This is a genomic window from Gluconobacter sp. Dm-73 (genome assembly GCF_018256215.1).
In the GTDB taxonomy this organism is placed as follows: Bacteria; Pseudomonadota; Alphaproteobacteria; order Acetobacterales; family Acetobacteraceae; genus Gluconobacter; species Gluconobacter cadivus.
Map to the genome: position 1 here is coordinate 1 of NZ_JAERLW010000017.1, position 22172 is coordinate 22172.

Consider the following 22172-nt stretch of genomic DNA (forward strand, 5'->3'; position numbering starts at 1 on the left):
GTTAACCACCAGACTGCCAAACGCCAGACTGTAAGACAACTCGCCCACAACGCTCCTCAATCAAACACAACGACTCCCCCTCAAATAATGAGGGGGTTGTGTTCTGGAGACGTGCTTACGCCATTACGCTGGGGCTGACTATATGGCTTTGGCCAATATCAGCCACAAAATGTCTTATTTCCGAAGACCGAGGATATTGCGCACCAGATCCAGTATACGCCTGAACGTGAAACGCCCGGCGGGACCGAAAACAACGCCTGTCAGGGCCGCCATGGCAACGGACTGCTTGAGCTGTGCCAGCTTGCGATCACGACGGATGCGCGCCTCAATTGCGACAGGGTCCGGAATGGAGCGGGCCGCCAGAAGTCCGAAGATCAGGACGAACAGAAGGTCCACACCCATGACGCAGAGCGCAGAGGCCACATACCCCAATCCGACCACGTCAATAAAGAATGCCCACAGGAACCCGTGAAACGAGATCGCCGCGAACATCAGAAAGACTGCTGCAACAACACCGTAAGCGACTCTGCGGCCGATTCGCATGGCAGAGCGGGAAAGGATCTGTCCCTGGGCAGCAAGGACGTCCTGTCCGAGTTCAATGGGCTTCATGGAAAATCGTTTGCCTCTTCTTCAAGACGGAGCCGGACGCAATGCCGTCCGTCTCCTGCCTGGAAAGAACCGGGCTGTTACTTGGAGAAACGGCCGGCAAGGAAACCGACAACGGCCGAAATCAGGACGGCTGCGATCGGACGCGCCCGCACACGCGTCGAAACATTTTCAATTTCATGATCCGTGATTTTGCGGGCATTTGCAACGGCATGATCCGTACGGTCCGCTGCGTCGAGCAGAGCGGGATTGATGCGGTTGTTCAGGAGTTCCTGCAACTGGGTCCGCAGACCGTCGATCTGAGCCTGCGTGGTCTCGGTTGCAACTTCAATGTTATCCTTGACGCTTTTACGGCTCATGTTCAAACCCCTTCTTCAGTATCAGGTCAGATCCGTTCTGGCCTTATTTTGTTTCGCTCATAACGGTCCATTCTCCCAGAGGTTGCATGTCAGGCCTGTCAGGCGCTCCCCGCATGGCTCCCAAGCAGCGGAGCACTCGCCCCTCCCGCCCCAAAGCCGTCGTGCAGCCCATACTGGATATTGTCGGCTTGCGTGCAGCCATCGATGCACCGCCCGTCGATCTGTCGCTCCAGCCCGGCGCGACTCTGACCCTTTTCGGCAACCAGCCTGCGGCCCTGTCGCGCCTTCTGGACGTACTGGCAGGATTCCTGCCCCATCTGGGCGGCACAATCACGGTCAATGGCGACGATGTGACGTCCCGACCGCCCGCCGAACGGCGCATGCGGATTGTCAGCCCGCGAGACCCGCTGTTTCCGCATCTGAACCTGCGCGACAATATCGCCTTCAGCCTGCGCGCAAACGGCAAAGGCAAAACGGAGGCTCAGGCTGCCGCCGGACGGATGATCTCGCTCATGGGACTGGATGGCATTGCAGACCGGCGCCCGACAGAACTGGACGCGGAGCAGTCTCTGCGCGTCAAACTGTCGCGCGCCCTGATCGCGTCGCCTGACGTCCTGCTTCTGGATGACCCGCTTCACGCGCTCGACCCTCATGCCGCACGCCGCATTCCGATCCTGCTGGGCACCCTCTCCCGCGCCCTGAACCTCAGTATCATCCATGCTGTCTCACGTCGTGAGGATGCCCTGCGCTCCGGCGGTGCCATCGCGGTTTTTCAGGATAATGTGCTTTTGCAATGCGCCGACGCTGCCCGTCTCTATGACCGTCCCGCCTGCGTTGAAGTCGCAACCCTTTTCGGCGAGACAAACACGCTGACAGGACAGGTGTTGGACATCGGTGATGACGTGGCCCGCATTCATCTGGCCTGCGGCGGGATCATGGACGCCATGGTTTCCGAAGATCTGAGCGAGGGGCAGGAATGTCTTGTCTGCGTTCGCCCTGACCGGATATCGCCGTTTTTTGGCCCCCAGAGTCTTGGCATGGATGACGACGGGGACATCCCCGTGCGGGGCGTGCTGACCGACAGTACCCATCTCGGCGACCATATCCGCATGCGCGTCCGCTGTGCGGAAGGGACGGAAATCGAACTGCGCCGCCCCCCGCTTCAGGCCCAGAAAATCCCCGCATCTGGCACCCCTGTACAGCTTGCATGGCCCGCTGCACATGCGACGGCCTTTCCGCTGGGTGCCGGGATGTATTAAACTGCGCCCGTTCTGTCCGGGCGCAATCGGACACCCCTTTTCGGACACCTGAATTTTTCTGAGGATCCTCTCGTTCTGACCCGGCCCGCCTTCTCTTTGCGACATGTCTTTTGGACATCTGGTCGGATCTCCCGCAGGAGCCTTCCGCTTCGGGCGTCTTTGTGCGCGTTGCTGATTCTGCCATCGCTAACCGCGACAGTGCGGGCCGCGTCGCCCCATCAGAGCGGTGGTATCGGCACGTTTCTGACGTCTGTCGGTCGCGACATTACATCCGTTTTCGTGCCCGCACCGGCCTCCGCCCATGGGCACAGACGCGTTCGCCACATTCGCAAACCCGTCCATCACCCCGAACCCGGCTTCGGTGTCCCGCAAGGAACGATCGCAGCGCACGCCCTGACTTCCGCCAACACCGCGCTGCCTCTGGTAGAATGGGACGGTAAGACCAGCACCCTCCAAACTGCAATGCAGGCGACAAAGCCCGCATGGATGGCCGTTCTCGTCACCGGGGCGCAACTGGCCCAAGCCTGTGAAGACAAATGGGTTCGTCCGATAGATAACACTTCCACCTGCGGCATTCCCGGAGGCGTGAGCGACATCGCCCTCACCTGGGATCGCTCACGGCTGACAGCGGCGCCAAACTGGCAGGATTTCTGGGATGTGGCTCGCCATCCGGGGCGCCGGGGATTGCATTTTGGTGCCCGGACGACACTGGAAATCGCTTTGCTGGCTGACGGCGTTGCGCCACAGAATATCTATGCAACACTTTCGACACCAACTGGCGTGGAGCGTGCGTTCCGCAGACTGGACTTGCTGCGCCCCTATATCGTGTGGTGGGAAACACCAGCCGATGCCGCCCGCATCATGGAACAGAGTGGTGCCCTTATGCTGAGTGCGCCAGCCACGGAAGTCACCAGCGTCAGTGCACGCGCTCCGTCCGGCCCGGCGACATCGCTCTTCGTTGCCGGGACACAGACTGTTCTCCGCTCTCCCCTTTTCTGGGCCATTCCCATCAATGTTTCCGCCGAGAGCGCACACCGGGCCCTTGAGCAACTCCGGATGCACGCGCCTCATCTGGAAGACATGCCCACGCCCGTCCCCCCAGAAGTGGCTCCCACGTTCCTGACGGTCAGCGATACGTTCTGGTCCCTGCATGGCGACGCGCTCGAACAGCAGTTCGCAGCACATTTCGCTCCCCGGACGCCCTGATGGCCCTCGCACTTCGCCTCAACCTCCCTTCGATCCTAACGGGACTTCTCGGAGCCTGTGCGTTGATCGCACTGCTCATGCGGGTTCTGCCAGCTTCCGTTTTGCGCCGTTTGGGACTGATCCTGCTTCTGCCGGGACCGGGGCTGGCTCTTGCGATGGCCAGCCTGCATTCTGCTCCGGGATGGCTGGAAGGGCTGCTCATCGCACCCGCCGTCGCCTTTCCCATCGGGGCAACCCTTTTGACTCTTCCTCCCGGTACGACCCGCGCTGCCATCGGGCTGGGAGCAGATCTGCCGACACGCCTGCGCCTGATCTGGTTTCCGCTTTTGTTGCCGTCCGTTGTTCTTTCCCTTCTTCTGGCGACCGCTTTCTGTGTCACCTGTGCCCTGTTGGACCATCCATGACGTCTCCCTCCGCGCCTTTCTGGCAAACCGTTCCTCTGGACCAGATGTCCTCCGAACAGTGGGAATCCCTCTGTGACGGCTGCGGTCGCTGCTGCCTCAACAAACTGCGCGACGAAGATACGGAAGAGGTGATTTACACAGACGTTGCCTGCCGCCTTCTCGACACCCATACCTGCCGTTGCACCGACTACGCGGACCGTCACCGCAAGGTCCCCGACTGCGTGACCCTGACCCCTGCCCTTCTGGCCGAAATCGACTGGCTTCCGCCCAGTTGTTCCTACCGTCTGCTACGCGACGGCTTTGATCTTCCCGACTGGCACCCGCTCCGCACGGGGAACGACAAAGGCGTCCACAGTTCGGGCGCATCCGTTCAGGACCGCTGCATCAGCGAACGTCGCGCAGGCCCTCTGGAAGACCATCTGGAAGACTGGCCTGGCGAATGGCCAGACCGCTCGCCTCTGTGTCAGGTCCTGAAGCGCAAGGGCTGACATCCATGCTCCCTCCGACCGTTCCACTGATCTGGAAGCGTTCGGCACGGGCCAGACGCATCACCCTGCGGATCGAACCTGTCCGCGGCGAAGTCATCGTTACGGTTCCCCAGACCGTCACCAAAGACCGGGCACTGGCTTTCGTTCACCAACAGACGGAATGGATCGCAAGAGCCCTTGCGACATTACCGGAAAAGCCCGCACTGACAGACGGTTCTCACGTCATGATCGACGGGCACCACGTTCCCATTCTTCATGACCCCACAGCCAGACGCGGATGCTGGCTTGATGCAGACGGGCTCCACGTAAGCGGAGATGCCTCCCACACGACCCGCCGCGTTCGCGATTTTCTTCAGATTCTCGCAAAAGAACGCCTGACCCAGACACTTCAGGCCCATTCCGAAACAATGGCTCTGTATCCCACCCGCCTCGACCTGCGCGAGGTCCGAACGCGCTGGGGAAGCTGCACGAAACAGGGTCGGATCATGCTCAGCTGGCGCCTGCTGATGGCGCCAGTTCCGATACAGAATTATGTTATCATCCACGAACTGGCGCACCTGAAACACTTCAACCATGGCCCCGACTTCTGGGCTCTGGTGGACAGTTTTATTCTCGAAGGACGCACTGGACGTCTTGCAGCGGAACGCTGGTTGAGAGAAAACGGTACAGCTCTCCTGCGCGCAGCATGAGAGCTGTGCGAGCTTGGCGGAATGGTAGACGCACGAGACTTAAAATCTCGAGTCCGCAAGGACGTGCGGGTTCGAGTCCCGCAGCTCGCACCACATAAATCTCTGATTTCATTGGAAATGTGAGGATGTGACCCGCAATCTGCGGGTTGGTTCTCCAAAGCTCTTCTCCAAAATTGGAGAAGCTTCATGCTGACTTTGGTCGGTTCACGATTCCACTTCCGCCGTGTCGTGCCGGCGGCACTTCGTCCGATTCTCGGAAAAAGCGAGATCTGGATCTCGCTGGGAACAGCAGGCAAAGTTGAAGCCAGACGTCGCGCAGCAGAGCTGCACGGGCAAACGAGTGATTTATTCAGAGGACTTCGCAGCGTGAGCCGTTCCAAACCGCCATCTGCAAACGATAGCGCTGACTTCATAACGAAGCACGGCTTCAAAACTAAAGACGACGTCTATCGGGCGCTTCTGGAAAAATACCAAGACATGCTGGTAACGCAGGAGACCACTCGAAAGAACGACGTCTCATCTGCGGAGATGGCTGGACAAATCAAATACTACAAAAGCGTTATGCAACACGCTCACGACGTCCGTGCCTTGAGCGCGGGCATCGAAAAAGTCATTGCCGTCGCGCTCGACAGCCAGAATCACATGACGACAATGACGCGAAAACTGATCGAGGCCTCCAATATCAGCGCCGCTGAGAAGAAAGGTCTTGAGAACGAAATCAAGCGTCTTCATGAGACGCTCTTGAGTACATTCACAAAAGCGCTCGATGGTCGGAGCGCTGCAACCGAGACCTCAGCGCCTGCGACCAATGAAACTGAGACAAAGCCCAAAAAGGGCGTAGCAACACCGAAGACACGGCCCGCCATTTTGCTCACTGAGGCTCTCAACCGCTTTTTGAATAGCAAGCCTGCCAAGAGCCTCGAAACTCAGAGAGACACCAGCCGAACCGTAGCGCTTTTCATTGAGGCTTTTGGTGACAAGTCCATTCGCGAGATTGATGGCAAAGTCGCCGGTGATTTCCGTGACGTCTTATTCTCGCTGCCAGCGTCACACGGCAAAACCAAGAACCTGTCCCTACAAGAAGAAATCGAAAGAGCCGCATCTCACGATGTATCGACGCTGAGCGCAAAGACTGTGAAGAACCATTTTATGCGCCTCTCCTCCTTGTGGAACGACTTCTTGCGCCGTGACATGGTTGAGAAGAATCCTTGGGGCAATTGGGACTTCAATCTGACCAAGAAAAATCCGCGTCGTGCCTGGACAGCAGAGGAGATGGACAAACTCCTGCAAACCCCTTGGCCATTGTGCAACATCTCAGTTGATACATTTCAAGGCATCACAATGGTCGCCGCCTATAGCGGCATGCGGCTGGGAGAAATCTGCAACCTGCGGAATGAAGACATTGAGATTATCGATGGCGTTCTATGCTTCCGCATTTGTGCTCACCCTGAAGACAATTGGTCACCAAAGACTGAGGCTGGAGAACGTCTCGTTCCTATCCACTCAGCCTTGCTTGATTGGGGCATTCTGAATTTCCAGAAGACGGGCGAGAAGTATCTCTTCTCTGACCTTAAAAATTCTCAGGATGGCAATCGTGGTGCTGACTTAAGTCGAGCGTTTTCCCGCTACAAAACAATGATGGAGCTTCCGCCAGCGGTCACGTTTCACGGGTTTCGGCATACGGTCTCGACGCTTTTGCGAAACCAGAACAGCGATATCCGGGAGCTTTGGATTGATGCGTTGCTGGGACATGAGGCCAGTCACAAGAGCCAAGGTGCCACGACGTATCTCAGCGGTATTGAGATACACAACCTGAAGAGAACGGTCGAAGCTATTCAGCATCCGTCTTTCATATTCCCAAAATTCAGCGTTTCTTGAATATAATTTGGAATGAATATTTCTTCTATTTCCTTATAAATAACTTTCTATTTTGAAAATTTTTGGCGTTCATTTCTGAAATATAAGCCTCGAATTGCTATCCTGTTTTCTGAGGCTCTTCTGTCTTCAGCCAGCAGTGCTCTATGGCTACCCGTTCCGGGTGCATAGATCAGCTGGCAAGGGGGAGTACCTCCCCCGTTGCCCCCCTCAAAAGGATGCCGCCATGCCTTGCGCGCCTTCCCGACCAGTAGCATCGCCTCCGCGTTCTTCTCGTCTCTCCATCAGAGCCCATCCAGCTGAACTCGACGCATGGGCCAGAACAGCCCAACGGCATGGTCATACGACGACGGCTCATTACGTTCGGTCGCTGCTGCAAGAGCAGGCGGTGACAGGGCAGCAGAAATCAGAGCTTGGTCCTGAACTCCGCCTCCTGCGTCTTGAGCTCAGTCGCATTGGCAATAACCTCAATCAGCTTGCCCATGCGGCTCATCGCGGAGAGGCTGTTCGCTGCGGTGACGTTCTCGATGCAATTCAGGCGACCAAAGACCGAACGGACCGCTTGCTCCGCTTTTTTCCTCTGCCGCGTCGTCGACGCTTTCTCTCTCAAGCCGAGGCCCATATGGCAGGCCCGGTCTTACATTAAAGGCGATGCAGGTGCCTCGCCATGATTGTGCAAGAGACACGCATCAAGACGTCGAGTGGCCATAAGGCTGTCTCTAAGCATGTTCTTGCGGGCACAAAGAATGAAGCCATCCGGGTTTTGTCGGGAAGTGACTATCTCTTAAAAGATTGAATGAAAGAAGCACGACGCGAAGGTATCCGCTACGGTCTGCGACATATTGCCTTCAATCCCGCAGAGCCTATGACGGATGAACAGCTGGCGTCCTTTGCGGAACGCATCTGTGCGGAGTTATCCGCTGATCCTAGTCGCATGACTCTGGTGATCCATCAGAAAGATGGCAGCACACACGGCCACCTTCTCCTACCTGAATGGCAAGACGACCATGTCCTCAGCAGCCGTTTTTCGTGGCAACGGCTTGAGAAAATCGCTCGACTGGAAGAAATCCAACTGGGTCATGCTTTGGTCGCTGGACGGCATGATAACGCCATTGCAAAAGCCCTGAGGGCAGACGGCAACCACGACGCTGCGGACAGGATTGCGGCACTTGCGCCTGAAGACAGGTCTACCCGCCCTGTTGCAGCTTATACATCGCAAGCCCGGAGAATGACGGAACGGCAAAATTTTGACCTCTCGACAGCCAGGCGCGAAATCGTGAAATTCTGGCAAGTCTCAGACAATGACCTGACAGCCTTTCGTCAGTTTCTGGTTACCAGAAACTGGCACATGAGATCAGGAGATCGCACAGACAGGCGTCGGGATGCCCATATCATTGAAACCCAAGATGGTACGCTGATCGGGTCATTCACACGGCTGACAAAAGTTCGGACGAAGGACTTTCGGGAGCTTTTAGAAAAAGAGGCCGCAATCCATGCTGCGACTGACTTACGTCCCGTCGCGCGACGGCTGAAACGCTCCGACCTTCGGCGTCAGCAGAGAGCTTCCGCTACTCAGGCGGAACAAGACCTGCTCTGGGCCGAACCATCACTCTTGTCAGAGCAGCAAAAACAGAGACTTGCGGAGCGTGCTCAGGCCGAGGTGAAAGCCATCCAAAAGCACCTCCCGTCCATTGTCTCGCCTTTGTACCCGGAAAAACTCAGCGAAGGCTTTCAGATCTATCTGAAAGACTGGAAACGAGAGATACAAGCCGCACGGGCGGTTCTGAATACAAGGCACCCTTTAGAAAAACGCTATGGGCCGGAAAGTCCTCTCGACATCCAGACACACTGCATACTCCAGATGATGCAAGACGGCTGGAAAAAGCTCAGACACGCCAATCACGCGGTTCTTCAGGCACGCAAAGACCTGAATGATCTGGCGACCCAGAAATGGGCTTTCTCGAAACAGAGAAAAATTTCGGAAGCTGAAAAGCAGCTCCAACAGACTCTGGCCCAGTTGGCTGAGATCCTGCGCTATGTGGTCGAATTTATTCTCTATCATCTCGGACTGAGCAGTCGAAAGCCTGCGTCGCTTCAGATCCCGATTCCCATGGAACGGGAAATGAGCCGCCAGCACTATCTGGAGAGCCGACAGGACCTGCTGCAGACTTTACTCAGCGAGAGAACCCGACGTAACTGGATTAAAGACCGGTGTCGCGAAGCGGAACAGCAGCATGCACGTCTTATTGAGAAATGGTATGTCGAGCGTCAGCCTGAAAAAGATCGGGCTGAAGCACATATCGCTGCGTTACTTGACGTCGCGCAGCCTCGAAAAGCACTTCCCGACACTGTCCGAAACACCATCAGAGATCTGAAGAAAAAAGGACAGTTACGTCAGTCGCTGGACGCAATAGCTGCATTTAACGCAAGGGGCTTGGTGGTGCCGACGTCACACATGCCAAACAGCTCACGATCGATTGGTCGGCATCACAATCCAGAACCTGGATGATATATCGGGCTCGAGGATAAAGATCAGACGTGAACTATCCCAGAATTTTTGTTCGCCAAGAGTGTCTTGATTCCAATGGCCTGTCCTTCACCAACGCCGCTCGGATGCAAGCATCAAATTCTCAGCAACCTCCAGAATGGGCGATCAGGAATTTCGCTGGGAATGGTCATGATCCCCGCCTATAAATTCGAAGTCCAGTTATTTACAAAGCGCCCCTCATACATATGGACCGCGCAACTATTATAATAGGCAGCACGTGATCACAGGATCTATCAAAACTCAAATCGACCAGATCTGGAACGCGTTCTGGTCCGGCGGGGTTTCCAACCCGCTTTCCGTGATCGAACAGCTCACCTTCCTCATGTTCATCAAGCGGCTCGACGACCTCCAGACAGTCGAGGAGCGCAAGTCAGAAGACCTCGGCCGACCTATCGCCCGCCGTATCTTTCCCGAAGGCGCCGACGACAAGGGCGAGCCCTACGACAATCTCCGTTGGTCCCGCTTCAAGCATTTCGAGGCTCGAGAGATGATGCGCATTGTGGATGAGCACGTCTTCCCCTTCCTGCGCCAGCTAGGTGAGGAAGGATCGTCCTACGGCACGCACATGAAAGACGCGCGGCTTGGTTTCTCCAACGCCAACCTGCTGACCAAGGTCGTGCAGATGCTCGACGACATCCCCATGGACGACCGCGACACCAAGGGGGACGTCTACGAGTACATGCTGGGCAAGATCGCCAGCGCAGGCACGAATGGCCAGTTCCGCACGCCGCGCCATATCATCGAGCTGATGGTCAACATCATGAAGCCCCAGCCCGGTGACACCATCTGCGACCCGGCAGCGGGCACCTGCGGCTTCCTTGTGGCAGCGGGCGAATACCTGCGAGACCACCACCCGCAGATGTTGCGAAAAAAGGAAACCCGCAACCATTTCCACAATCACATGTTCCATGGCTTCGACTTCGACGCGACCATGCTGCGGATCGGCGCGATGAACATGACCCTTCACGGGGTCGAGAATGCCGATGTCTCCTATCGGGACAGTCTGGCCGAGGAACATGGCACCGACGCAGGTGCCTATTCCCTGATCCTTGCCAACCCGCCCTTCGCCGGATCGCTTGACTATGACACCACGGCCAAGGACCTTTTGAAGATCGTCAAGACCAAGAAGACCGAACTGCTCTTCATGGCGCTCTTCCTGCGACAGCTGCGGATCGGCGGGCGCGCGGCGGTGGTCGTACCAGACGGAGTGCTCTTCGGCTCGTCGACCGCTCACAAGGACATTCGCAAGATGCTGGTCGAGGAACATAAGCTCGACGCCATCATCAAACTACCCTCGGGCGTCTTCCGCCCCTATGCCGGTGTGTCATGCGCCATCGTGGTCTTCACCAAGACTGGCGTCGGCGGTACGGAGGGCGTGTGGTTTTACGACATGACGGCGGACGGCTTCAGTCTCGATGACAAGCGTACGCCGCTGCTGGATGCAGAGAAGCTCGGCGTCTGCCCGGCGCAGACGCTGACGGACGAGGAGCATACGAAAAACAACCTGCCCGATATCCTCACCCGCTGGGGCGATTGGAAAGCCGAGGCAGCGCGGCCCCGCACCGCGCAAAGCTTCATGGTGCCTGCCGAGGACATCATCGCCACGGGGTCCTGGGACCTGTCGCTGAACCGCTACAAGGAGATCGAGCACGAGGAGGTCACCCACTCAGCCCCTACCGACATCATCGCCGAGCTACGCGCGCTGGAGGCCGAGATCGCCGAGGGACTGGATCGGCTTGAGGGGATGCTGGGATGAGCTGGCCTACAGCAACGCTCGACAGCATCTCCGAGGTGGTTCGAGGAGTTACCTTTAGCAAAGCCGATGCGGAAAATGATCTGAGAGAAGGACTTTTGCCAGTTTTGCGTGCAGGCAATATCGCCGAGACGCTGAATATTGAGTCAGACCTCGTTTACGTTGATCAAGGGCGCATTTCGGAGAAGCAGAGACTTCGCCCGAAAGACATTGTCGTCTGCACCTCCTCTGGCAGTGCCTCTGTGCTTGGGAAAAGTGCGATGTTGGAGCAAGAGTGGCAGGGTTCATTCGGTGCGTTCCTTGCGACCGTCAGAACTGACTCGCATGTCGCTGATCCTGACTTTGTAGGTCACTACCTTCGGAGCCCCCGCTTTCGGGCATGGGCTAGCAACTCAGCGGGTATTGGCATCAAAAACATCCGAGCTTCTGACCTCAAAAAAGTCGAAATCCCTCTCCCGCCGCTGGAGGAGCAGAAGCGGATTGCGGGGATACTGGATCAGGCAGCAGAGCTCTGCCGCCTCCGCACCCGCTCCCTCGACAAACTGAGCACCCTCGGCCAAGCCATCTTTCATGAGATGTTTGGGGACCCGGCCACACAAACCACTGCCACACTGATCGACATTGTGACGAAGGGTGACAAGATCAATTACGGCGTCGTTCAGCCGGGTGACGATGTCGTAGAAGGTATCCCACTGCTGCGGGCGGGCGACATCCTTTCACCCGGACTGGACCCGAAGGACTTCCGCCGGGTGGCTGCGGAAGTTGATGCCAAACATAAGAAATCGCGACTGAAGGGCGATGAGATATTGATCGCGTGCGTTGGTTCCATTGGTTCGATAACGCTCGCGCACCAAGGCTTGAAAGGCGTGAATATTGCTAGGGCTGTCGCGCGGGTGCCCGTCGATAAAAAGCTTGCTAACCGCGTTTTCATCGCCTCTCAGCTCAAATCTCAGGCTGTGCAGAACTATTTTCAACGTGAAATCCGGCTCGTCGCTCAGCCCACGTTGAACATCAAGCAGATCACTGAAGCCCCTATCTTTCTCCCAAGCCTAGCTTCGCAGGAAGCGTTTGCGGCACGCTTGTCCACGCTTGATGGCAATATTGAAAAAGCTGTGTTTTCTCTGCGGCGAGCAGGCGCCCTCTTCGCTTCACTCCAACACCGCGCCTTCCGAGGAGCGCTGTAATGCGGGGTGAGCTTCTTGGTGAAACGGAATTCGATTTTAAGGGGGCTGATACATGAGCCAGTTCAGTTTTCTGTCAGCAGACTTTCCAGCCCTCTTCAAAATGGCCACAAAAGCCGAGACCCACGCGCTCTCCGACCCGCGTGGCGCATGCTTTTGGGCGCGGCTGACACTGGAAACAGCCCTGAAATGGCTCTACCGGACAGATCCGGCGCTGCGGACCGTATACACCGACACGCTGGCCGCGATGATTGCAGAGCCAAGTCTGGAGGCGCTGACCGGACCGGCCATCGTCATCAAGGCCCGCTACATCAAGGACCAGGGCAACCGCGCAGCCCATGACACCGGCAAGCCGCTGAGCGCCTATGACGCCAGTGCCTGTGTCCGCGAGCTGTTCCATGTCTGCTACTGGATTGCCCGGACCTATGCCAAGATCGAGCGCCCGGACCCGGCGCTGACCTTCGACGCTGGGAAGTTGGAGAAATCGCTGACAATCACCGCCAGCACCGTGGCGCAGATTCAGAAGGTCGAGGCGGACATCAAGGCCGAGCGCAAGCGCGCGGCGGACGCCGAGGAAGCCCTTCGTACCTCTGAAGAGGGACGCGCCAAGCTGGATGAGGAGCTAGCCGCCGTTCGGGCGGAGATGGCCGCACTGCGCAAGGCCAACAGCACGGTACAGGACGACCACGACTACGGTGAGGCCGAGACCCGCGACAACTTCATCGACCTGCTTCTGAGCGAGGCGGGCTGGCCTCTCGATCAGGAGCAGGATCGGGAATTCGCCGTGACAGGCATGCCCAACCAGAGCGGTGATGGTTACGTCGACTACGTGCTCTGGGGCGACGACGGGAAGCCGCTGGGTTTGGTCGAAGCCAAGCGGACCAAGAAAGACAGCCGGACGGGGCAGCAGCAGGCGAAGCTGTACGCTGACTGTCTGGAAAAACGATACGGTCGCCGCCCGGTGATTTTCACCAGTAACGGCTATGAGCACTGGATCTGGGACGACCAATCCTATCCACCGCGACGGATCTCGGGGTTTCTGAAGAAGGATGAGTTACAGCTGCTCTTGCAGCGTCGCCAGAACGTCCACCCCTTGGCGAAAGTCGATGTAGACGCAGAGATTGCGGGGCGCCATTACCAGCAGCGGGCCATTCGCCGTGTGGGGGAGGCCATCGAACGCGACGCTCAGCGTAAGGCCCTGCTGGTCATGGCCACAGGCAGCGGCAAGACCCGGACCGTCATCGCCCTGATTGACCAGCTGATGCGAGCCAACCGGGTGAAGCGCGTGCTCTTCTTGGCCGACCGGATCGCCTTGGTGAAACAGGCCCACGGGGCGTTCAAGGAGCATCTGCCCTCGGCACCCTCGGCCAACCTGCTTGAGCGACACGACACCAAGAAGAACGACCACGTGGGAGCGCGGGTCTGCCTGTCGACCTATCCGACAATGATGGGGCTGATCGAGGAGAGCAAGGGCGGCGAAAAGCGTTACGGCCCCGGTCATTTCGACCTGATCGTGATCGACGAGGCGCACCGGTCGGTCTACCGCAAATACAGGGCGATCTTCGATTACTTCGACAGCCTACTGGTCGGGCTGACCGCGACACCGCGCGATGAGATCGACAAGGACACCTATTCCCTGTTTGGGCTCGAGAAGGGCGTACCCACCGATGCTTACGACCTCAATGATGCCGTGGACGATGGTTACCTCGTGCCGCCGACCACCATCTCCGTGCCACTAAAGTTCCAGCGCGACGGCATCGACTACGATCAGCTGACCGACGAAGAGAAGGAAGCCTGGGACGCTATCGAGTGGGACGAGGAAGGCACGGAGCGGGACCGCATTGAAAGTGCCGACCTGAACAAGTGGCTTTTCAACAAGGACACGGTGGACAAGGTGCTGGAGCACCTGATGCTCAACGGGATCAAGGTCGAGGGGGGCGACCGACTGGGCAAGACGATCATCTTCGCCAAGAACAGCAAGCACGCCCGGTTCATCGTCGACCGCTTTAATGAGGCCTATCCGTACTACAAGGGGCAATTCGCCCAGTTGATCGATTACAGTGTCAGCTACGCCCAGTCGCTGATTGACGACTTCTCCGAGGCGGACAGAGCCCCACACATCGCGGTTTCGGTCGACATGCTGGATACCGGCATCGACGTGCCTGAGGTCGTGAACCTCGTCTTTTTCAAGATCGTCAGATCCAAGACCAAGTTCTGGCAGATGGTCGGTCGAGGCACCCGCCTGTGTTCCGATTTGTTCGGGCTAGGCGAAGACAAGCAGCGGTTCGTCATCTTCGACTATTGCCAGAACCTTGAGTTCTTCCAGGAGAACCTCAACAAGACTGATGGCCCCACGGCCAAGCCGCTAGGCGAACGACTGTTCGGCTCACGCGTCGAACTGATCGAGGCCTTGGCAGACGCTGGCGAGCCGCACGAGGCGCTGATCAAGGCCATCAAAACGCGGCTCCATGACGAGGTACTTGGCATGCCGCTGGATAACTTCATCGTCCGGGCCAAGCGACGGAGTGTCGAGAAGTTTCGCGACCCGAAAGGCTGGGATAACCTGACCCTCAACGACCAGCTGACGCTAATCGAGGAGGTCGCGGGGCTACCAACGGCCTTCCAGGATGGCAACCTGTCCGCGAAGCAGTTCGACCTGTTGCTTTTGACAACACAGTTAGAACTACTGAAGCAGACCGGAGCCTTCACCCGGCTCCAGATGCGGATCATTAACTTCGCTTCAGCGTTAGAGGGCATCGACAACGTGCCTCTCGTGGCGAAGGAAATGGAGCTGATTCTAGACATTCAGACTGACGCCTTCTGGGAAGACATCACACCGGAGATTCTGGAGATGGTGCGTCGACGCCTTCGTCACCTGGCTGAGCTCATCAAGCCTGTGGAGCGCAAGGTGGTCGTTACCGATTTCCAGGATGACATCGGCGAAGGAACCGAGGTTACCATGCCGGAGGTGGGCAGCGGCGTGGACAAGGCGCGCTTCAAGATGAAGGTCCGTCGCTTCATCGACGCTCATCGTAACCACATCACCTTGATTAAGGTCCGCCGAGGTGAGCCCCTGACTAAGCAGGATCTCGAAGAACTACAGCGCATAATGATCGAGCAGGAGGTCGCGAATGATACCCTCATCGCTGCCCTCGACAAGGAAGGAGGCCTCGGACGCTTCTTGCGGTCATTGACTGGCTTGGACAAAGCTGCCGCGAAGGAGGCTTTCAGTACATTCGTGGGTTTACACCAGTTGAACGCCGACCAGACCGAGTTCCTAGACCTAGTTATCAATAGCCTGACGGAGGCTGGGTATGTCGACCCGGCCAGCTTCTATGAGAGCCCGTTCACCGATCTAGACGACATGGGCATTGCCGGTATCTTCAGCCGAGATCAGGCTCAAGAGATTATTCAGATTGTGAGAGCTTTGAACGACGCCGTCGCTGCGTGACGACTTATTCCTAATTGCCGCATATCAAAAAACACATCATTCAAGCCGACCAAAGCAACTGCCTCTGGATATGATTTTTGGGAGCTAGAGGCTCCGCTCCGGTTGGGGCGGTTTTGCTAAATCACTCAATAAACTGCGCCAGCTCGCTCGGCACCTTTGCGGCGGCGTCGCTTCAAAATGAATATGTGGGGCATGCCAGTCGAACAGGATTTGGTCGGTTAAAGGAGCTGCATAATATCGATAGAAATCGGCCATCAATTCCGCAGCCCCAGCCTCCGCTAGCGCGGAGCGCCGCTTGTCGGGAGCAAAACCCAATTGTCGAGCAATCGAAGATTGCACACTGGCCCGATTAAGAGCCTCGTCTTCAATGGCGAGACTCCCGACCATCTCCTGTGAAATGCGCTGCTGCTTGGCAGCTTTGTCCAGATGCTGCATCGCACCCACGACAATGCCTGAACCCTTCAGAAATTACGGCCAATCAGGACGCTGCCAATTCCAACGCATGATCGATACCCGAACTTTATATCAATCAATTTCACTACAAAAAATGATTGATAGAAGCGCAGTCTATCCATCACCCGACCTGACGGATTATCCCGCACACAAACCCGAAGCGACCCGCAGCTCCCCGGAATGATTTCAGAATGAGACGCGCCTCTCTTCACGCCAGTATGACCATCCCAACAGAACCCTTGACGGACCTCAGTTTTTCTCCAAACCTGTTCTCCATAATGTTCACTGAGAAGAGCATCATATCCGCAGTTTTCTGCTGAAATTGAGAGCCTCCCAACATCCTAAAAATGTTGGGGAGCAGGTTCGAGTCCCGCAGCTCGCACCACAGACTTCCCGGAAATGAACGGTTTTTCGGCCTGAATGGGGCAAAGGCATCCTTTGCTCTACCGTCCTTCCCCACTGAAGGACGTCTCATGCTCCTTATTCGCGGCACCACCTATCACTTCCGCCGAATCGTACCCCCTGCCCTACGCAGCGTCCTGAACTAGCGGGAAATCTGGGTTTCTTTGAAAACGGGATATCAGAGCGAAGCCCGAAAACGGGCCGCTTTACTGCACGCGAGAACAACTGAACTCTTTGACGAGACCTCTCGGGCTTTGGCTGAGGGACAAACGAGACAGAGTATCCCGCACGTTGCGGGGCGCACTGAAGGACCTGCATCGCCTGGTCGAAAATCCGGCAGGCATGGAAGCGAGGCCTGTGCCTGCCTCAATACCGGAACCACGACCGCAGAGAATGCGGAAGGCAGCGGCGGTCACTGCATCCAAACCTCAGCCCTTGCTGCTCTCTGAAGCCCTGACGCGGTTTGTTCTCGAAAACCCACACACCAGTAATGATACCCGCAATGCCACGCAGCGAGCCGTAGAGCTGTTTCTGCAAGCCTTTGGCGATGCGCTTGTCTCCATCATTGGGGGAGAGAAAGCCGGAGCCTTCCGGGACTTGCTGTTTTCCCTGCCTGCCTCACTGGGAAAGCGGAAAAGCAGTCTCACACTTACAGAGGAAGCTGAACGCGCCAGAGAAGACGGAAGTCCCACTCTGAGCGGCAAAAGCGTAAAAAACCATATGATGCGGCTCTCAGCCCTGTGGAACCAGCTTTTGCAAAGGGAACTGGTCCAAAAGAACCCGTGGACCGGATGGAGCTTTGAGAATGGTTCCAAAACCGTCCGGAGAGGCTGGACCACTCAGGAACTGCAAACCCTAATGACAGGCCAGTGGCCCAGCACGTCTGTCCCGGAAAGCACATTCCGCATCATCACCATGATAGGGGCTTATTCCGGCATGAGGCTGGGAGAAATCTGTCATTTGCGCACGGAAGACGTGCAGACCATTGATGGCATTCCGTGCTTTGTCATCAGACCTCAAACAGGAGATGGATGGTCGCCCAAGACAGCAGCCGGAATACGGGTTGTCCCCATGCACTCCAAACTCGTGGAGGCTGGAATCTTCGCCCGGACGAATGCATCAGACGGCCCCTATCTCATTCCCGGCCTCAACACATCGAAGGAGGGCGTCCGAGGTACAGTGTTCGGACGCTCCTTCTCGACGATGAAGACGCGTCTTGGACTTCCTGCAGAGATTACGTTCCATTCGTTCCGGCATAACGTCTCCACGCAACTGCGGAACGCTTCAGCCGATATTCGGGAAATCTGGATTGATAGGCTTCTCGGCCATGAGGCGACGCATAAAAACCAAGGCACCTCGACCTATCTGAGCGGCATTACAACGGCCAACCTCAAACAAACCGTCGAGGCGATTGCCTATCCTGAATGTATTTTCAGAAAAAACTGAAATTAAGCAGGAGAGGGAGTAAGCAGGAGCCAGCAGTGCTCAATGGCTACCCAAAGGGTCGCATTGAGCAGTGGGCAAGGGAGAGTGCCTCCCCCGTTGACCCCCTGAAAGATAGAAAATCAGCGATCTCTGATGACTGCTTACGCCTACATCTCGGTCATACATGCCCTCGAAGAGCCGCCCCCACAGCGGACATGAGTAGCACGATCTCTCGCGACCAAGTTATGGCCGGCAGCAGTCTGTCAGCTTCCAGCGTTCGACCTGCAGAAGCCGCTATACGAAAAAGTCGCAAATGACTGTTATTCGAGAGTTCATGGGTTCGAAGCCTATCCGCGCACCCCAACTGCTTTTCTCGATCGTGATCAGCCTCTCAAAGGCTGAACGGCAAGTATAGTTCTTCGGTTCGAAGACCATAATATCAGCTATAGTGCAACCCATCGGCCCACTTCTTGGGGACAGATCACCGCAGCTCAAATCGAAATGCTCGATAAATGCTGGCACCCCAAGTCCTGCTTGAGCCTTCTCTTGCCGTCCAAGCAGATCCTCAACTAGGATGGCTCGAAGGGGAGGCTTAGAGTGACTTACAAAGTAATCGAGTTGAGCAAGTTAAACGTCAATCGAGGCAACGATCGGCACGGTGAACTGGAAAACGAAACCGCCGCAATTGCTTGGCTGTTTATGCATCACCAATCCCAAATGAAAAAGCTTGCTCGCGATATTGCCGATTCAAGCGGCATCTATGAGCCGCCTCTTGTCTATCCAGAAGGTCAGTCATTCACCGTCTTTGACGGCAACCGCAGAATCACATGCATGAAACTGCTGACCAATCCAGAGCGCGCACCATCATCCGATCTGCAAAAGTTTTTTGCTGGCTTGAAAGCTAAATGGAGCGGGTCATTTCCGACCAAAATTACATGCCGCGTTGAGACCGATCGCGACAAAATCGATGAGATATTGTTCCGTCGCCATACCGGAAGCCAGGGTGGGGTCGGACAGGCCAACTGGGACGGCCGGATGAAAACCACCTTCGTCAATCGAACCGGCAAGGGTGGAGGCCTAAACGTTGCGGACGAAATCGAAGAGCGCCTTGCGCGAGCCAATCTTCTGCCAGAGCGCAAGAAAGTGCCTCGCAGCAACCTCAACCGGCTGCTGTCCGCCGAGCCATTCCGAAACAGAGTCGGCATTTCTGCAGCTAAAGGAAAATTCCAGTTCATCCGCAAAGAAGAAGCGGTCCTGCCCGCTCTGGCCCGGATCGTTGCCGACCTCGCAAATCGCCGGATCACCCTCGACGATGTTTGGGATGTTGATCGCAAATCCGATTATCTTGATGCACTTGAGAAAGAGGGTATGCTTCCAACGGCGGCAGACGCGATAGACACCGTTGGCAAGAAGGCCGCGACAGGAAAAGCGGATAAGCCCAAGCCGAAAGCCCAAAAACCTCAGCGTCGCACACGCCTCATTCCCGATGTGGATTACTGTGTGGCCTGGTCTGGGCATTTGCAACGACACCGCGCTATCTGGGAAGAACTTCAGTTCAAACTCGAACTTGAATCACATCCCAACGCCATTGCTGTCCTTTGCCGTGTCCTCATTGAACTCTCGGTCGATAATTACATCAGGCAGGCAAGCCTTACGACCGTCGCCGAACCGGATGCTCTGGTCAAAAAACTTGTAAGCTGCGCAGAGGATTTGGGCGCGAAAGGCAAGATAGGGAAACGCTATCTGGAAGTCGTCCGAAAAGCCCGCAACATGGACGCCATCATCTCGGTCGATACCCTGAACAAATACGTTCATTCGTCGAGCCTTGCTCCGGCACCCGATCATCTGACGGCCATTTGGGACACGTTCGCCGAACTCATCGTTCACTGCCTCAATGATTGAATACCAGACCGAGTATGTCGGTGATGACGAACGGAAGCCCAAGAGAGCGCGAACCCGCTTTTTGGAACGCTTTATCATGGCTTCAGATAAGCACAGCTTTATCGGCCGTGTGCATGATCTCAGCATCGTCAGCCTGAACTTTGACAGCTCTGACAAGGTAGCACAGTATCTCGACTGCAAATATGTGATCGATATCAATTACTGGCTGACGGGTCTAGCTCGACGGGTTGAGTCTCTCAACATGGTTGGCGACATGCTTTGGCTTGACCCCGTGCCGAAGAATTTTCGCGATCTTGCGCTTACCCGCTATCAGTGGCTCACGGTGATTACGGACGTATTTCTGATGCGCTACATCTCTGTCATCGACTGCGCGCTTCTCTTGGTCAATGAGGTTTACCGTCTCGGCCTACCACCGAAGAAATGCACGTTGCACAACCTGAAAAAGAAAGCTCTTCCAGACGCTATTGCGGATCACTTGGAGTTGATCATCGACGAGCAGGAGGTGCTTCGAAACGAACGGAACAACAGGATTCATCATGGCGAAGAGCGTGAATTCACTGACGACGACCAGACTTTTAAAACGACCTCGCTCTTCAACGACAAGTTTCACGGCATGAAGGGTAAAGATCGATATGGCCGACGCATAAATGTTGACCGCTCGTTCAAGGAGGGCTTGGTCAGCATCCAGCGTGACTTCAATCGGTCAACGCGACTTCTCAAGAAGCAATTAGACAATCTCTACGATCTGCTATGGGAGGAGTTTGAGGATCATTTTGGCCCTCTGGTTGCTGCGGCGACCCACGGGTTGAATGCAGGGGTACGGAGAAACATTACCTCGGCGACGCGCAACCCCGCATCATAGGCAAACGCTCAATGTCGCTTCATGATAAGATCCATCGTTCGACATGTCGCAAGGAAACGGCAGGAAAGTCCCAAAGACCGCTTTTCCTCGGACCGCCTCCGCAAGATAAACGAATGGCCGGTTCCGGGCGCATGGAAAGGCACGTTCAACGTCCGATTGTGGGCTCACAGTGGCTGTCACATGCCGTCGAGTAAACGGCTGGAAACATTTTCTGGGCGCGCTCCAAAGCGGCCGGACCGCTTGCCCCCATAAGGGAACGGATTTTAAAAGGGACAAGGGGGGGGCAACGGGGGAGGTCACTTCCCCTTGCCTGCTGCTCAATGGGTAGCCATTGAGCACTGCTGGCTCCCTCCCGCTTTCTTTCGCCTTTAAAAATCTTGAAAAACTCTCGGCTTTTCAGCCCACCAGAAGCCGAACGCGTTTACGGATGGTCTCCAGTTCTTCTGGCGTCACCTTCCCTTTGAGCTTCGCATTCCGAACACGCCAGTCGAGGCTTCTCACCTGGTCAGACAAAACGACACTCGCCGTTTTGCCTGCGATTTCCACTTCAAACGGATAGCCTTTGATTTTCGTGGTCGTTGGACAACAGAGCATCATGCCTGCCTTGGCGTTATAACTGGTAGGACTGAGCACAACAGCAGGACGGTGCCCCGCCTGCTCCCTGCCCGCCTGTGGGTCAAACTCAAGCCAGACAATATCTCCACAATCTGGAACCCACGAGGCCTTACTCTTCCCACTCACCAGACTTCACCACCGACAGCAGGTCCATAGTCGGCTTCTTCGTGTCGATTGCTTTCTGCAATGCCAGACACCAAGGCATCTAGACTGAGGACCACAGCACGCACAGGCTCGATGATAATCCGTCCGTCTTCTTCGCGAACGTCAACAGCCTGATCAACCTTCAGACTGACAGCCTCCAGCACAGAGGCAGGAAGACGGACAGCAGCGCTGTTTCCCCATTTTCTGACAATACCCTGCATAGGAGCCTCCAAAGTAAAAAGTTTATACGATGTATCTACCTCATTCTCCGACCTGAGAGCAATTCTTTTCGCAAAGCTTGACTGCTCCACCGGGTTGCCCGCAGGTTATGCGGGATTACCAACCTTGACGGACGGTAACGGCTGAAATTGTCGTTCATTTCCAGTGGGTTGCCCGCTTGGTGCTTTACAGAGCATGAAGGTTCGAATCCCGCAGCTCGCACCACAGACTTCCCGGAAATGAAAGGTTTTTCGGCCTAGGCTCAGGACCTATTAATTTATTGAACTGAGCGAGAGGTTGTGATTCACAGGCTTACCGATGGAGTGTAGGC

General features: G+C 56.2%; 18 protein-coding genes, 1 tRNA gene and 1 pseudogene. 15 read left to right on the plus strand and 5 right to left on the minus strand.

What is annotated here, in order from left to right; all coding sequences use genetic code 11:
* Positions 1-174: 174 nt before the first annotated feature.
* Together JK176_RS14390 and JK176_RS14395 are read right to left on the minus strand one after the other, a co-directional pair.
* The gene (locus tag JK176_RS14390; RefSeq protein ID WP_099287713.1) at positions 175-609 is read right to left on the minus strand and encodes a hypothetical protein; all 435 of its coding nucleotides are present in this window, start codon (positions 607-609) and stop codon (positions 175-177) included.
* A gap of 77 nt (positions 610-686) precedes the next feature.
* Positions 687-965, minus strand: coding sequence for a hypothetical protein (locus JK176_RS14395; protein WP_062027183.1), 279 nt, complete (start codon positions 963-965; stop codon positions 687-689).
* Between the two features lie 86 nt (positions 966-1051).
* Here JK176_RS14395 and JK176_RS14400 point away from each other — a divergent pair, with 86 nt between their 5' ends.
* The 12 genes from JK176_RS14400 to JK176_RS14455 all read left to right on the plus strand — a co-directional run bounded on the left by JK176_RS14400 (position 1052) and on the right by JK176_RS14455 (position 15819).
* Positions 1052-2224 carry an ABC transporter ATP-binding protein gene (locus tag JK176_RS14400; RefSeq protein WP_211588334.1) on the plus strand — a complete coding sequence of 391 codons (1173 nt, stop codon included), beginning with the start codon at positions 1052-1054 and terminating at the stop codon, positions 2222-2224.
* Between the two features lie 168 nt (positions 2225-2392).
* A complete protein-coding gene (locus tag JK176_RS14405; RefSeq protein ID WP_408874197.1) occupies positions 2393-3430 on the plus strand; it encodes an extracellular solute-binding protein in 1038 nt (345 codons plus the stop codon).
* Positions 3430-3834, plus strand: a complete 405-nt coding sequence (locus JK176_RS14410; protein WP_241009699.1) for a hypothetical protein — start codon at positions 3430-3432, stop codon at positions 3832-3834. Before JK176_RS14405 ends, JK176_RS14410 begins: the two co-directional genes overlap by 1 nt.
* Positions 3831-4322, plus strand: coding sequence for a YcgN family cysteine cluster protein (locus tag JK176_RS14415; protein ID WP_211566979.1), 492 nt, complete (start codon positions 3831-3833; stop codon positions 4320-4322). Before JK176_RS14410 ends, JK176_RS14415 begins: the two co-directional genes overlap by 4 nt.
* Positions 4323-4327: 5 nt before the next feature.
* Positions 4328-5011 carry a M48 family metallopeptidase gene (locus JK176_RS14420; RefSeq protein WP_211588335.1) on the plus strand — a complete coding sequence of 228 codons (684 nt, stop codon included), beginning with the start codon at positions 4328-4330 and terminating at the stop codon, positions 5009-5011.
* Between the two features lie 7 nt (positions 5012-5018).
* A tRNA-Leu gene (locus JK176_RS14425) sits at positions 5019-5104 on the plus strand.
* A 93-nt stretch (positions 5105-5197) separates the two neighbouring features.
* A complete protein-coding gene (locus JK176_RS14430) occupies positions 5198-6889 on the plus strand; it encodes a DUF6538 domain-containing protein (protein WP_211588336.1) in 1692 nt (563 codons plus the stop codon).
* A gap of 223 nt (positions 6890-7112) precedes the next feature.
* A complete protein-coding gene (locus JK176_RS15240) occupies positions 7113-7532 on the plus strand; it encodes a plasmid mobilization protein (protein ID WP_408874198.1) in 420 nt (139 codons plus the stop codon).
* 150 nt (positions 7533-7682) lie between these two features.
* The gene (locus JK176_RS15045) at positions 7683-9395 is read left to right on the plus strand and encodes a hypothetical protein (protein WP_249194531.1); all 1713 of its coding nucleotides are present in this window, start codon (positions 7683-7685) and stop codon (positions 9393-9395) included.
* Between the two features lie 256 nt (positions 9396-9651).
* On the plus strand, positions 9652-11190 hold the full coding sequence (locus JK176_RS14445) for a class I SAM-dependent DNA methyltransferase (RefSeq protein WP_211588338.1): 1539 nt from the start codon (positions 9652-9654) through the stop codon (positions 11188-11190).
* Positions 11187-12371: a restriction endonuclease subunit S gene (locus JK176_RS14450; protein ID WP_211588339.1), complete on the plus strand. Its 1185-nt coding sequence runs from the start codon at positions 11187-11189 to the stop codon at positions 12369-12371. The genes JK176_RS14445 and JK176_RS14450 overlap by 4 nt, the downstream gene beginning before the upstream one ends.
* Before the next feature lie 52 nt (positions 12372-12423).
* Positions 12424-15819: a DEAD/DEAH box helicase family protein gene (locus JK176_RS14455; RefSeq protein ID WP_211588340.1), complete on the plus strand. Its 3396-nt coding sequence runs from the start codon at positions 12424-12426 to the stop codon at positions 15817-15819.
* Between the two features lie 84 nt (positions 15820-15903).
* Here JK176_RS14455 and JK176_RS14460 read toward each other — a convergent pair whose 3' ends face one another.
* Positions 15904-16254, minus strand: coding sequence for a DUF4172 domain-containing protein (locus JK176_RS14460; protein ID WP_249194532.1), 351 nt, complete (start codon positions 16252-16254; stop codon positions 15904-15906).
* 491 nt (positions 16255-16745) lie between these two features.
* Between JK176_RS14460 and JK176_RS14465 the strand changes: the two are divergent.
* The 3 genes and pseudogenes from JK176_RS14465 to JK176_RS14475 all read left to right on the plus strand — a co-directional run bounded on the left by JK176_RS14465 (position 16746) and on the right by JK176_RS14475 (position 20863).
* Positions 16746-18120 (plus strand): annotated as a pseudogene (locus tag JK176_RS14465) (DUF6538 domain-containing protein).
* A gap of 576 nt (positions 18121-18696) precedes the next feature.
* Entirely contained in the window at positions 18697-20001 is a 1305-nt protein-coding gene (locus JK176_RS14470) for a hypothetical protein (protein ID WP_211588341.1), read from the plus strand.
* Positions 20002-20077: 76 nt separating this feature from the next.
* Complete coding sequence (locus tag JK176_RS14475) at positions 20078-20863, plus strand: Cthe_2314 family HEPN domain-containing protein (RefSeq protein ID WP_211588342.1); 786 nt, start codon at positions 20078-20080, stop codon at positions 20861-20863.
* A 396-nt stretch (positions 20864-21259) separates the two neighbouring features.
* On the opposite strand, the gene mazF is transcribed toward JK176_RS14475, so the two are convergent.
* Positions 21260-21604 carry an endoribonuclease MazF gene (gene mazF / locus JK176_RS14480; protein ID WP_211588343.1) on the minus strand — a complete coding sequence of 115 codons (345 nt, stop codon included), beginning with the start codon at positions 21602-21604 and terminating at the stop codon, positions 21260-21262.
* Positions 21601-21843, minus strand: a complete 243-nt coding sequence (locus JK176_RS14485) for an AbrB/MazE/SpoVT family DNA-binding domain-containing protein (protein WP_211588344.1) — start codon at positions 21841-21843, stop codon at positions 21601-21603. The genes mazF and JK176_RS14485 overlap by 4 nt, the downstream gene beginning before the upstream one ends.
* Between the last annotated feature and the right edge of the window lie 329 nt (positions 21844-22172).